10 protein-coding genes are annotated in these 13,237 nt (G+C 75.4%); 8 read left to right on the top strand and 2 right to left on the bottom strand.

Annotated elements, in window-relative coordinates:
• Nucleotides 1-120: 120 nt before the first annotated feature.
• From ACVMYR_RS30680 to ACVMYR_RS30670, 3 genes are all read left to right on the top strand, one after another.
• Nucleotides 121-1,026 carry a hypothetical protein gene (locus ACVMYR_RS30680; RefSeq protein WP_457123458.1) on the top strand — a complete coding sequence of 302 codons (906 nt, stop codon included), beginning with the start codon at nucleotides 121-123 and terminating at the stop codon, nucleotides 1,024-1,026.
• Entirely contained in the window at nucleotides 1,023-1,916 is an 894-nt protein-coding gene (locus tag ACVMYR_RS30675; RefSeq protein WP_457123457.1) for a hypothetical protein, read from the top strand. The genes ACVMYR_RS30680 and ACVMYR_RS30675 overlap by 4 nt, the downstream gene beginning before the upstream one ends.
• Before the next feature lie 119 nt (nucleotides 1,917-2,035).
• Nucleotides 2,036-2,668, top strand: a complete 633-nt coding sequence (locus ACVMYR_RS30670; protein ID WP_457123456.1) for a CG0192-related protein — start codon at nucleotides 2,036-2,038, stop codon at nucleotides 2,666-2,668.
• Between the two features lie 184 nt (nucleotides 2,669-2,852).
• Here the strand turns inward: ACVMYR_RS30670 and ACVMYR_RS30665 are convergent, their stop codons facing one another.
• A complete protein-coding gene (locus ACVMYR_RS30665) occupies nucleotides 2,853-4,499 on the bottom strand; it encodes an MDR family MFS transporter (protein ID WP_457123455.1) in 1,647 nt (548 codons plus the stop codon).
• The gene (locus ACVMYR_RS30660; protein WP_228986525.1) at nucleotides 4,496-4,990 is read right to left on the bottom strand and encodes a MarR family winged helix-turn-helix transcriptional regulator; all 495 of its coding nucleotides are present in this window, start codon (nucleotides 4,988-4,990) and stop codon (nucleotides 4,496-4,498) included. Before ACVMYR_RS30660 ends, ACVMYR_RS30665 begins: the two co-directional genes overlap by 4 nt.
• 110 nt (nucleotides 4,991-5,100) lie before the next feature.
• Here ACVMYR_RS30660 and ACVMYR_RS30655 point away from each other — a divergent pair, with 110 nt between their 5' ends.
• From ACVMYR_RS30655 to ACVMYR_RS30635, 5 genes are all read left to right on the top strand, one after another.
• Complete coding sequence (locus ACVMYR_RS30655) at nucleotides 5,101-5,706, top strand: TetR/AcrR family transcriptional regulator (RefSeq protein WP_431894836.1); 606 nt, start codon at nucleotides 5,101-5,103, stop codon at nucleotides 5,704-5,706.
• A gap of 242 nt (nucleotides 5,707-5,948) precedes the next feature.
• Complete coding sequence (locus ACVMYR_RS30650; RefSeq protein WP_457123454.1) at nucleotides 5,949-8,063, top strand: cellulose binding domain-containing protein; 2,115 nt, start codon at nucleotides 5,949-5,951, stop codon at nucleotides 8,061-8,063.
• Between the two features lie 182 nt (nucleotides 8,064-8,245).
• Nucleotides 8,246-10,120 carry an ABC transporter ATP-binding protein gene (locus ACVMYR_RS30645; protein WP_457123453.1) on the top strand — a complete coding sequence of 625 codons (1,875 nt, stop codon included), beginning with the start codon at nucleotides 8,246-8,248 and terminating at the stop codon, nucleotides 10,118-10,120.
• Nucleotides 10,117-11,850 carry an ABC transporter ATP-binding protein gene (locus ACVMYR_RS30640; protein WP_457123452.1) on the top strand — a complete coding sequence of 578 codons (1,734 nt, stop codon included), beginning with the start codon at nucleotides 10,117-10,119 and terminating at the stop codon, nucleotides 11,848-11,850. Before ACVMYR_RS30645 ends, ACVMYR_RS30640 begins: the two co-directional genes overlap by 4 nt.
• A gap of 208 nt (nucleotides 11,851-12,058) precedes the next feature.
• Entirely contained in the window at nucleotides 12,059-13,000 is a 942-nt protein-coding gene (locus ACVMYR_RS30635; protein ID WP_457123451.1) for a hypothetical protein, read from the top strand.
• The last annotated feature ends 237 nt before the right edge of the window (nucleotides 13,001-13,237 follow it).

Genomic DNA, 13,237 nt, shown 5'->3' with positions numbered 1-13,237 from the left:
CCGAAAGGCTCGCCGGCGGGCACGCCGACGGGCCCCCGGGAGCCCGGCCCGGCCAGCCCTCCGCAGCCGCCGCCGACACCGGCGTCCGGGGCCGGACGGGCGGCCCCCGAGAGCGGCCCGATGACGCCCGGGGCCACGCCGGAGCACGCCACGGAGCAGACCGAGGGGCCGCCGGCCCAGTTCTCCCGCCGCGCCGTGCTGTGGGCGGCCGGCGGCGGCCTGGCCAGCGCGGTCGTCGGCGCGGTGGTCGCCGAGGTGGCCAGCCGGCTCACCTCCTCAGACCAGGCGGTGCGCGACGACCGGGCGGTCGAGGCGGCGAAGCAGTCGGCCGCGCAGCAGAAGCCGCCCCTGTCCGTCAACGCCTACTACTACGACCGCTCCGACGACTCCGGGGTCTGCCTGTTCCCGGTGCCGTTGACCGGCGAGCAGCGGCACCGGCTGCTCGACCTGCCGAGGACCCCGACCACCGTGACCGACCTGGCCGCCACGGGCGACGGCGTCGACACCGTGTGGCCGGGCGACCCGCGGCACCCGTACCGGCTGTTCACCCGGGTCCGGCTGTCGGTGGTCGGCCAGTGGACCGGCCCGGTGTTCGTGACCCAGATCCGGGCCCGGGTGCAGCGGCGCTCCGCGCCGCTGTCCGGCGCGTACGTGCTGGAGGGGGGCCAGGGCGGCGGGGAGCCGCTGAAGATCGGCTTCGACCTGGACGAGCCGGACAGCATCGCGCGGGTCGTCACGAGGAAGCTCGAACTCGGTGCGGCGTACGTGGACGGGCACTCGCTGACGTTGTCGCCGGGCGAGCCGCTCACCGTGGACGTGCAGGCGCAGACGAACCGGTCGTACTGCGAGTGGGTCATCGAGCTGGACGTCGACCTCGGCGGCGAACGGCGGGTGCTCACCGTCGACGACGACGGCCGGCCGTTCCGCAGCAGCAGCCTCGCCCGCCAATACCAGGAGCGGTACCACGCGAATCTCACGGGCGGCTGGGGGGCCGACGGCCCCGGGCCCTTCGAGTTCCGGATATGAGCGCCGGTCGGTGGCTGGTCAGGGTCGTCGCCATCGGGGTGCTGCCGGCGGTGCTGGCCTTCGCCGCGGTCTACGCGCTGCGCTCCGGCGACAGCGACAGCGGCGGCGACCGCGGGGGCGACCGGGCCGGGGCGGGCCGTGCCACGGCCAGCAGCGGCGCTCCGGCGGGCGCGGGCGGGCAGCCGGCCACCTCCGCAGGTCCGGCCGGGGCCGTCGAGCTGGCCGCCACGCTCTCCGGCACCGCGTACAGCACCGAGCTGACGTTCGAGGTGCCGGAGGCGCGGGCGCGGGTCAGCCCGCCGGAGTGGGTGCGCGACTGCGTCCGGTTCGCGGCGTGGGCGCGGGACAACGGCGGCGTACCGGTCGGCCCCGAGCCCGTCCACACGCTGACGCTGCGGGCCCGGCGCAGCGTGGACGTGCAGGTCGCCGCCGTCCGGGCGGTGCCGATCGCGCAGGTGGACCGCGCCGGCGAGCAGGGGCCGTGGGTCGAGCTGGCCTGCCGCGACGGCGTCGCCTCCCCCGCCGCGTCCCCGCCCGGCCGGTGGCGCGGCGGCGGGATGCCGCACCCCCTCGCCGCCGGGCAGACCGTGGAGGTCCCGGTCGAGCTCGACAGGCTCGACGAGTCGGGCAGCCCCGTCGACCCGTTCCCGGGCGGCGTGTCCGACTACCGGCTGCGGGTCGAGCTGGAGGTCGACGGGGTGCCGCAGACCTACGACCTGCGCGACGGGGACCGGGATTTCCGGTGCTGCGGGCGCATCACCTACATGGGCTACCAGGCCGCCCGGTACGAGTGGACCCTCGCCCCCGCCCGCGCGCTGCGGTACTGCGCCGAGCTGCGGTACACCGGCAAGCCGCCGCCGCGCACGTGCGGGCCCCGCGCGCCGGCCTGACCGGGTCGACGCGGGACGGACGCACGCCGACCCCGCGAGGCACGCCGACCGGGCGGGCACCCGCCGACCGGGCGAGACACGCGGCGGCCGGCTCCGGACGGGGTCCCTATGATCCGGTGATGGCGCTGCTGCACCGGGCGGAGATCCGCCCCACGAAGCTCGAACTGTTGTCGGCCTGGCTGCCCCGTCGTCCGTGGTTCCTGGGAGACGCCGCCGCCGGCGTCGAGCGCGTCGCGGCGTACCGCTTCGACGACCCCGCCGGGGAGGTGGGGATCGAGACGCTGCTGGTGCGGGCCGGCAACGGGCCGGTGCACCAGGTGCCCCTGACCTACCGGGGCGCGCCGCTGGGCGGTGCCGACGCGTGGCTCGTCGGCACCTGCGAGCACTCGGTGCTGGGGCGGCGCTGGGTGTACGACGCCTGCGGCGACCCCGTCTACGCGGCGGCCCTGGCCGGGGCGATCCTCGCCGGCACCGGTCAGGCGCAGGAGTACTTCGAGGTGGACGGTCGGCGCGAGGAGCGGGCGCCGAGCATGGGGATCGCGGTCGACGGGGCGGGCCTGGCCGGCGCGCCGGGGATCGACGCGGTCGACCAGGCCGACGACGGGGATCCGACCCGGATCCTCGCCGGCTCCGTCGAGCTGGCCGTTCTGCGGCGGGTCGGCGACGATCCCGACCTGCCCGGTGCGCGGCTGACGGGCACGTGGGAGGGGCAGCCGACGCCGCTGCCGCTGGCGTACGCGTCGCCACGCTGACGCCGACCCGCCCGCCACGCCGACGCCGGCCCGGACAGCAGGCGGCGACCGGCCCGGACAACGGGCGGCAACCGGCCCGGACAACGTGCCGCAACCGGCCCGGACGGCAGCCGGTGACCGGTCCGCATGGCAGGCGGGGCCACCGTCACCGGGCGGTGACGGTGGCCCCGGGCACCGGGCCGGGTCAGGCCCTGCGGGCGGGCGGGCGGCTTTCGCGACCGGCGTCGACGGCCACCTGGTCGAGGGCGGGCGCGCCGTCGACGGCGTCGGCGGCCACGGCGACCGACCTGGCCGGGTCGGGCAGGTCCAGGCTGGTGCGCAGGGTGACCGGCCGGAGCAGGAGGGCCGCGACGACGCCGACGACGGCGATGGCCGCGGAGATCAGGAAGATGTGCCCGGTGGCGTCGCCGTATGCGGCCCGGACGATGTCGCGCACGGGCGCGGGCAGGACGTCGAGGTTGAGGCTGCCGCCGCCGGAGCTGCCGGAGACGGGGATGCCCGCGGCGGCGAGGTCGTGGGTGATCCGGTCGCTGACCCGGCGGGCGAGGACCGCGCCGAGCACCGAGACCCCGATGGTGCCGCCGAGGGAGCGGAAGAACGCGACGGTGGAGCTGGCCGCGCCGATGTCGCGCAGCGACACGGTGTTCTGGACCGCGAGCACGAGGTTCTGCATGGTCATGCCGACGCCGGTGCCGACGATGAACATGGCCACGCCGACCAGGACGAGCGACGTCTCGTGGTCGATGGTGCCGAGCAGGGCGAAGCCGGCGACGAGGAGGATCGCGCCGACGACGATGTAGGGCTTGATCCGCCCGGTCTTGGTGATCATCCGGCCCGCGATGATCGACGAGCCGAGGACGCCGGCCATCATCGGGATGGTGAGCAGGCCGGCCTCGGTGGGACTGTAGCCGCGCCCGATCTGGAAGTACTGGCCGAGGAAGACGGCGCCGCCGAACATGGCCATGCCGACGGCGAGGCTGCCGAGGATGGCCAGGGCGGTGGTGCGCTCGCGGACGATGCCGAGCGGGACGACCGGCTCGGCGGCCCGGGACTCGACCCAGGTGGCCAGGGCCAGCAGGAGCACCGCGCCGCCGACCATCGCGGCGGTCTGCCAGGACAGCCAGGCGAACGAGTCGTCGACGAACGAGATCCAGATCAGCAGCACGCTGACGCCGGCGGCGATCAGGGCCGCGCCCAGATAGTCGATCCTGACGTTGTCGCGGCGGACGGTGGGCAGGCGCAGGGTGAGCTGGAGCAGGACGAGCGCGATCAGGGCGACGGGCACCCCGACGAAGAAGCACCAGCGCCAGCCGAGCCAGGACGTGTCGACGATGAGGCCGCCGAGCAGGGGGCCGCCGACGGTCGCCACGGCCATGACGCCGCCGAGGTAGCCGTTGTAGCGGCCGCGCTCGCGCGGCGGGATCATCGCCGCGATGGCGACCTGGACGAGGGCCTGGAGGCCGCCGACGCCGATGCCCTGGAACGCGCGGGCGGCGATGAGCTGGCCGGCGGTCTGGGAGAAGCCGGCGACCACGGAGCCGGCGAGGAAGACGACGATGGCGACCTGCACCAGCGTCTTCTTGTTGAACAGGTCGGCCAGCTTGCCCCAGATCGGGGTGGTGGCCGTCGCGGTGAGCAGGGTGGCGGTGACCACCCAGGTGTACTGGGTCTGCGAGCCGTCCAGCGCCCCGATGATCTTCGGCAGCGCCGTGGACACGACGGTGCTGCTGAGCATGGCGACGAAGAGCACCAGCAGCAGGCCGCTGAGCGCTTCGAGGGTCTGCCGATGGGTCATCGGCGCGGCTTCGGCCGTCGTGGTGGGTGCGCTCATCGCGCGGCCTCCAGGTTGTCGTTGTCTGCGGGGGCGGACCCGGGGTCGGCTCTGCCACCGAGGGCGGACCCGAGGTCGCGGGTGAACCGGCCCAGCGCCGAGCACAGCGCCGCCACCTCGTCGGGGGTCCAGTCGGCGAGCGCCCGGTCGAGCAGTTCGCCGTACCAGCCGTAGGTGTCCGCGAGGGCCGCCCGGCCGGCGGGGGTGACGGCCAGGCAGCTGGCCCGCCGGTCGGTGGGATCGGCCCGCCGCTCGACCAGGCCGTGTGCGACGAGCGAGGCGACGGCGCGGCTGACGGTGGACGGGTCGAGCCCGGTGTGTTCGGCCAGCTCCCGGGCGTGGGCCCCGGCGGCGAGCTGCTCGATCTGGGTGAGCATGCCGACCAGCCCGAGCGGCACGGACGGCCGGTCGTCGGCGCGCCGTTGCTTGATCAGCCGCACGCTCTTGAGCAGGTCGTACAGCCGCGCGCCCAGCTCCCGGGTGGTCTCCACGCCCGCCCTCCCCACAGTGATGGTTGCTGCAAGCAACTATCCACCGAACGTGCCCACTGGGCAAGTTTGCGCGTTGAGAAGTAGATCACCGGCCGCGTATCGTGACGCCCATGGACCAGGCCACCGGGCTGCGCGAGCGCAAGAAGGCGGCCACCCGCCTCGCCCTGCACGAGGCCGCCCTGCGCCTCGCCGCCACCTGGGGGCCCGAACGGGTGACCGTCGAGGCGATCGCCGACGCCGCCAACGTCTCCCGCCGCACGTTCTCCAACTACTTCTCCAGTAAGGAGGAGGCGCTCTTCTACGGCGACACCGTGCGGCTGCGGCGGATGCGGGAGCTGATCCGCGACCAGCCCCCCGGCGAGCGGCCGTGGACGGTGCTGAGCCGGGCGGCCGAGCGCCTCACCGCCGAGGTGTACGGCGACCCCGACCCGGCCTGGCTGGCGCACCGCCGGCAGCTGCGGGCGCACCCGAGCCTGCTCGCCCACCACCTGGCGGCGTACACGACGGTCGAGCGGGAGGTGGCCGCGGAGCTGGCGTCCCGGCTCACCGGCCCGGACGCCGCGCTGCGGTCCCGGGTCCTGGCCGCGAGCTTCCTCGCGGCGCTGCGGGTCGCCATCCAGCACTGGATCGACCACCCGGACGGCCCGCTGCTCGACACGATCCGCACCGCGCTCGCCGAGGTCGACCCCGCCGGCCCGCCGGCCCACCGCGACTGACGGCGACCCCACCGGCCCACGGCCCGCCGGGGCAGACGACCGCCTTGAGCATCCGGGCACGGGCGTGAGATTCTTGTGCGTCGATGACCAGCCGCGCGCGGGGCTGACCGTCGTCCAATGGGCAACCGGTGGCCGACGCGGCCTCCCGGGGGACGGCGACATCTGCGACCAACGCCAGATCAGTCCGTCCAGAGCCGCCCGCCGACGCGGCGGCGCTCTGCCCGTGGTCAAGAAGGAACAGCATGAACAACCCGAGCACGTACGGGTATCCACGCCACACCCCGCCGCCGCGCCGGCCCGGCCGACGCCGGTGGACGGCCCTCGCGGCGAGCGCGCTGCTCGCCACCGGGGCCCTCGCCGCGATCACTCCCCCGGCCGTCGGCGCGGCCGCCGACCCGGTCGTCGTCACCGTCAACGCCAAGGCGGGGCTGGCCGGCGTGCCGAACACCGCGCTGGGCGTCAACCAGGCGATCTGGGACTCGAACCTGGGCACGAACGAGACGTCGGACCTGCTGCGCGCGGCCGGCGTCCAGATGCTGCGCTACCCGGGCGGCTCGTACGCCGACATCTACCACTGGAAGGACCACACCGCGCCCGGCGGTTACGTGGCCCCGAACACCGACTTCGACACCTTCATGGCCGGGGCGAGGCGGGTCGGCGCCCAGCCGATGATCATCGCGAACTACGGCACCGGCACCCCCGCCGAGGCCGCCGACTGGGTGCGCTACGCCAACGTCACCAAGAAGTACGGCGCGAAGTACTGGACGATCGGCAACGAGAACTACGGCAACGGCCTCTACGGCTCGGCCTGGGAGGCCGACGACCACCCGGACAAGAGCGCGACCTACTACGCGAACCTCGTCGTCGAGTACGCCGACGCGATGAAGGCCGTCGACCCGACCATCAAGGTCGGCGCGGTGCTGACCATGCCGGGCAACTGGCCCGACGGGATCACCGCCGGCAGCGACCCCGGCCCGTGGAACCAGGCGGTGCTGTCGATCGCCGGGCCGAAGGTCGACTTCGTGGACGTGCACTGGTATCCGGGCGGCAGCGCCGCCGAGTCCCTGCAGCGCACCGCCCACATCGACGAGGCGGCCCACCTGCTGCGCCAGCAGATCGCCCGGTACGCGGGGCCGAACGCCGCCCGCATCGGCATCAGCTTCACCGAGCTGAACGTCGACACCGGCCGCAACACCCAGCCCGGCGCGCTGTTCCTCGCCGACGCGTACAGCGACCTGCTGGAGAACGGGGTGTTCACCGTCCAGTGGTGGAACGTGCACAACGGCATCGACAAGGTGTCGCAGGTCGCCGGCCACACCGACTACGGCGACTTCGGGCTGCTCTCCAGCGGCAGCTGCACCTCCGACGGCACGGTGTGCGAGCCGCCGCTGAACACGCCGTTCGCCCCGTACCACGGGTTGTCCATGATGAACCTGCTCGCCGGGGCCGGCGGCCAGTTCGTCCGGGCCGGCACCGACGAGGCGCTGGTCACCGCGCACGCCGTGCGCCGGCCCAACGGTGACCTCGCGGTCATGCTGGTCAACAAGGACCCGGACAACGCCCGCCCGGTCACCATCGACTACGCCGGGTTCGCCCCGTCCGCCGCCGCGCCGACCGTGCACACCCTCACCAACGGCGCGACCGCCATCGCCACCAGCCAGTCCGGCAGCGCGACCAGCCGCACCCTGCCGCCGTACTCGCTGACCACGCTGGTGCTGCGCCCGGACGCGGTGGTCACCGGGGCGCCGGGCGCACCCGCGCAGCCCACCGTCGCCGACGTCACCGACCGGGGCGCGACGGTCTCCTGGCCCGCGCTGCCCCCGGCGGCCGGCGGGGCCCTCAAGTACGAGGTGTACCGGCAGAACGGCACGGTCAGCGAGCAGCTCGGCGAGACCACCGCCACCTCGCTCGCGGTCGGCAACCTCGTGCCGGGCACCCGGTACACCCTCAACGTGCTGGCCCGCGACGGCGCGGGCCGGCTCTCCTGGTCGTCGCCGCCGGTGACCTTCACCACCGCCGGCCCGGCGGAGAGCACGTGCGGCGTGCGCCTGCGGGACACCACCAACTGGGGCAACGGATACGTCGGCAGCCTCGACATCGTCAACACCGGCGCGAACCTGATCGACGGCTGGACGCTCACGTTCACCTGGCCGACCACCTGGCAGCGGGTGGACAGCGGCTGGAGCGCCACCTGGGCGCAGAGCGGCCGGACGGTGACGGTCACCAACACCGCCGACAACGCGAAGATCGCCGGCGGCGGGGGCAGCACGAGCGCCGGCTTCGTGGGCGCGTACAGCGGCCCGAACGTCTGGCCCACCGCGTTCACCCTCAACGGCACCCCGTGCGCCGTGCTGTGACGCGCCCGCCGACCCACCACACCGGGGTCGGCTGACCGGCCGTCGCCGCCGGCGGGAGCCCTCGGGCCCCGCCGGCGGCACCCCGGGCGGAGGCGACGGGCCGCCAGCCGCATGATCGAGGTCATCCGGCGGGGCCCCGAAACGGGGCGGTAATCGGGCAGAGCGGTCGATAGCCTGGGTCGGTGCCTCCGCGGATCCCCCATCCCGAGCCCGGCGTCCCCGACACGTCGGGGCCGCTGCGCTACATCTGGTGGCTGATCCGCTGCCAGCCGTGGCGGGTGCTGCGCGGCAGCGTGTTCGGCACGGCGTGGATGGTCGGGCTGTCGGTCCGCCCCTACCTGGTCGCCCGCGCCATCGACGACGGCCTGCGCGCCGGCGACGGGCGGGCACTGCTGTGGTGGGTCGCCGCGATCGTGGCGGCCGGGTTCGCGCTGGCGTGGCTGGGCATCATGCGGCACCGCACCATGACGTTCATCCGGGAGGACGCCAGCGCCCGCTCCGCCGAGGTGCTGCTGCACGGGCTCTCCCGCATCGGCGCGGTGCTCCCCCGCCGGCTGGCCGCGGGCGACGTCGCCACCGTCGGCGGGTACGACATCGTGCGCACCTCGCACGTGCTGACGCTCAGCGGCCCCGGGGTGGGTGCCGTCATCGCGTACGGGGTCGTCGCCGTGCTGCTCTGGTCGGTGGATCCGCCGCTCGCCGTGCTGGTGCTGCTGGGCGTGCCGGCCATCGCGGTGTCCGTCGGGCCGCTGCTGCGCCGCCTCGAACGCGCGGAGTCGGCCTACCGGCAGCAACAGGGCGAGCTGACCACCCGGGCCGACGACATCGTCGCCGGCCTGCGGGTGCTCGCCGGGGTCGGCGGCCGCCACCTGTTCGCCCGCCGGTACGCGGCCCGCTCCCGGGCCCTGCGGGGCGAGGGCTACCGGGTGGGCGCGGTGGCCAGCTGGATCGACGCGCTGACGCTCACCATGCCGGGGCTCTTCCTGGCGGCCGTGGTCTGGCTCGCCGCGCGGACGGCAGCGAACGGCGACATCACCATCGGGCAGCTCGTCGCCGTCTACGGCTACACGGCCGTCCTCGTCGTGCCGGTCTGGTTCCTGCTGGAGGGCGGCTACATGCTCATCCAGGGGCGCGTCGCGGCCCGCCGCATCGTCGGCCTGCTGCGACTGACCCCCGATCCGGCGGGCGGGCCGGTGACCGCGACCGCGCCGCGGCAGCCGGCCGAGCTGCGCGACCCGGCCACCGGGCTGGTGGTGCCGCCGGGCCGGCTGGTGGGCGTCGCCGCCGACGACCCGGCCGAGGCCGTCGCCCTGGCCGACCGGCTCGGCCGGTACGTCGCCAGCGACGTGACCTGGGGCGGCGTGCCGCTGGCCGGGGTCGACCTCGACGACGTGCGCGCCCGGATCCTGGTCGCCGACCACGACAGCCACCTCTTCGCGGGCACCCTGCGGGAGCTCCTGCGCGGCCGGGCGGCGGGCGGCAACGCGCGCCCCGCTGCGACCGGCGACCACGCGGCGGGCACCGGGACTGCCCGCGACGAGGCAGCCGGCGACGACGCCGACATCCGGGCCGCGCTGCACGCCGCGTCGGCGCAGGACGTGGCCGACGCGCTGCCCGACGGCCTCGACACCCCGATCGGAGCCCGGGCCCGCACGCTCTCCGGCGGCCAGCGGCAGCGGGTGCGCCTCGCCCGGGCCCTGCTGGCCGAGCCGGAGGTGCTGATCCTCGTCGACCCGACGTCCGCCGTGGACGCCCACACCGAGGCGCGCATCGCCCAGCGCCTGCGCGGGGCGCGGGCGGGGCGTACCACGATCGTGCTGGCCACGTCCCCGCTGGTGCTCGGGCACGCCGACACGGTCGCGCACCTGAGCGCCGGCCGGGTCGTCGCCACCGGCACCCACGCCGACCTGCTCGCCCCCGACCCGGGCTACCGCGCGCTGGTGTCCCGCACCGGGGGCACCGCCGACGGCGAGCACGGCGAGTCCGTCGAGGGCCGGACGGCCGAGGGCACCGCCGCCGGCGACGAGGCCGTCGAGGCCGGGCGGGCGCGGCGGTGACGAAGCTTCCGGTGGCGGGCCGGGCCGCCGTACGCCAGGCCGCCCTCGACCTGATCGCCCGGGACCGACGGGCCGTGGCCGTCGTGCTGGCGCTGCACGTCGCCGCGACGGTCGCCGGGCTCGGCGCGCCGTGGCTGCTCGGCCGGATCGTCGACGAGGTCTCCGCCGGGGCGGGCGTCGCCGCCGTGGACCGGCTGGCGCTGGCCATCGCCGCCTGCGTGCTGGCCCAGGGGCTGCTCTCCCGCTACGCGCAGTACGCCGGGCACCGGTTCGGCGAGCGGGCCGTCGCCCGGCTGCGGGAGGAGTTCGTCACCCGGATGCTCGGCCTGCCCGTGTCCGTGGTCGAGCGCGCCGGCACCGGTGACCTGGCCACCCGCAGTTCGGTCGACGTGACGACGGTCGGCACCACCGTGCGCGAGGTCGTGCCGACGGTCGTCATCGCCGGGACGCACCTGCTGCTGCTCTTCGCGGCGGTGTTCCTGCTCGATCCGCTGCTCGGGCTCGTCGCGCTGGCCGGCCTGCCGTCGATCTGGGCGGTGACCCGCTGGTACCTGCGCCGGGCCGGGCCCGCCTACCTCGCCGAGGGGGCGGCGACGGCCGAGCTGACCGAGGCGCTGACCACCACGGCGGAGGGCGCGCGCACGATCGAGGCGCTGCGGCTGGGCGCCGACCGCGTCGCGTACGGCACCGGGCGGGTCGCCGGGGTGTGGGCGGCGCGGCGGGCCACGCTCGCGCTGCGGTCGGTGTTCTTCCCCGGGGTGGAGGGCAGCTACGCGCTGCCGATCGCCGCCGTCCTCTGTGTCGGCGGGGTCTTCCTGTCGCGCGGCATGGTCAGCCTCGGCGAGGTGGTCGCCGCGGCGCTCTACCTCCAGCAGGCGATCGACCCGCTGGACCGGCTGTTGCAGTGGGTCGAGCAGGCGCAGCGCGGCATCGCCTCGCTCGCCCGGGTCCTCGGGGTGGGGCTGGTGCCGCCGGAGCCGCGCGGGCGGGCCGACGCGCCGCACGGGCGGCGGCTCGTGGTGCGGGGCGCGCGGTTCTCGTACGCCGAGGGTCACGAGGTGCTGCACGGCATCGACCTGGCGGTCGAGCCGGGGGAACGCCTCGCCGTCGTCGGCCCCTCGGGTGCGGGCAAGTCCACCCTGGCCCGGCTGCTCGCCGGGATCGACGCCCCGCAGGAGGGGGTGGTGAGCCTCGGCGGCGTCGCGGTCACCGACCTGGACCCGGCCGAGCGGCGTCGCCGGATCGCGCTCGTCACGCAGGAGCACCACGTCTTCATCGGCTCGCTGCGCGACAACCTCGCGTTCGCCGCGCCGGACGCCACCGACGAACGCATGCTCGCGGCCCTGGAGACGGTCGGCGCGGACTGGCACGCCGACCTGCCCGACGGCCTCGACACGCAGCTCGGCGACGGGGCCCGGGGCCTCGGCGCGGCGGAGGCCCAGCAGTTGGCGTTGGCCCGGCTGGTGCTGGCCGACCCGGACACGCTGATCCTCGACGAGGCGACCGCGGCGCTGGACCCGACGACCGCCCGGCGCACCGAACGGGCGCTCGCGGCGGTGCTCGCCGGGCGGACCGTCATCGCCATCGCGCACCGGCTCAATACCGCGCACGACGCCGACCGGGTGGCGGTGCTGGAGGACGGCCGGATCACCGAGATCGGCGGCCACGACGAGCTGGTCGCCGCCGACGGCGTGTACGCCTCCCTGTGGCGCTCCTGGCACGGCTCGTGACGGCTGGTCGCCGGCACGCCTCGAAAAAGCCCGACGGTCTGCGCGCCGGGTGAAACCTGAGGGCGGCGTGGGGCGTCACACCCGCGCGGGGCACCGTCCGGGGGCACCCCGACGGTCCCGCCGGGGCGGGTATCGTCCAGCAACCATCGTCCACGAAGGAGCCCATGTGCATCTGACTCATCCAGCGAGAACGCTGAGCCGCCTGCTGGTGTCCGTCGTGGGGGCCACCGCGCTGGTCGCGGCGCCGGCCTCGGCGGCCCCGGCGCAGAACTGGGGTCGGCCGCAGCTCCCGCCGGCCTCCGGCTGGACTCCGGTCCCCGGCGACGCCGGGGCGAGGTCGGGTCCCGCCGCCACCGTCTACGGCGGCGACCTGCACCTGTTCGCCCGGGGGGCGGGCGACGCCGTCCGGGTCGACCGCTACAACCTCACCTCCGACACCTGGTCGGGTTGGGCGACGGTGCCCGGCACCGCCGGGGCCAAGTCCGCACCCGCCACCACCATCTACGGCGGCGACCTGCACCTGTTCGCACAGGGCGCAGGCAACACCGTGCGCACCAACCGCTACAACGCCTCCACCAACACCTGGGCCGGCTGGACCACCGTCCCCGGCACCGCCGGAGCCACATCCGCACCCGCCACCACCATCTACGGCGGCAGCCTGCACCTGTTCACCCAAGGCACCGGCGGCACGGTACGCACCAACCGCTACAACGCCTCCACCAACACCTGGGCCGGCTGGACCACCGTCCCCGGCACCGCCGGAGCCACATCCGCACCCGCCACCACCATCTACGGCGGCGACCTGCACCTGTTCACCCAGGGCGCAGGCAACACCGTGCGCACCAACCGCTACAACCTCACCACCGGCGACTGGACCGGCTGGGCCACCATCCCCGGCACCGCCAGGACCAAGTCCGCACCCGCCACCACCATCTACGGCGGCGACCTGCACCTGTTCACCCAGGGCGCAGGCGGCACCGTGCGCACCAACCGCTACAACCTCACCACCGGCGACTGGACCGGCTGGACCACGGTGCCCGGCCCCGCCGGGGCGCGGTCGGTGCCGGCGGTGGTCGTCTACGGCGGCGAGCTGCGGCTCTTCGTCCGCGGCGCGCAGCACCAGATCCACCAGGCGCGGTTCGGGCTGTAGTCCGTCCGGCGCGTTCACCGGTCCGGGGAGGAGCGAACGCTTCCTCCCCGGACCGCTGCGCGTCGCGGGGGCGGCGGGCATCCCGTTCGGTGGCCGGCTGCGGTGCAATCGCGTCGGCGTGTCGTATAGGTCCGTCGCGACGAACACCTCGGGCAGCACCCGCACCAGGTGGCCGGCGGCGCACGCGTGCTGAAGGGTCCACGGGGGCACCACCTGTGTCGCCATCGCCCTGGTGAC

It is taken from the genome of Micromonospora sp. PTRAS2 (assembly GCF_054052245.1).
This window is presented reverse-complemented; position numbering and strand designations above follow the sequence as displayed.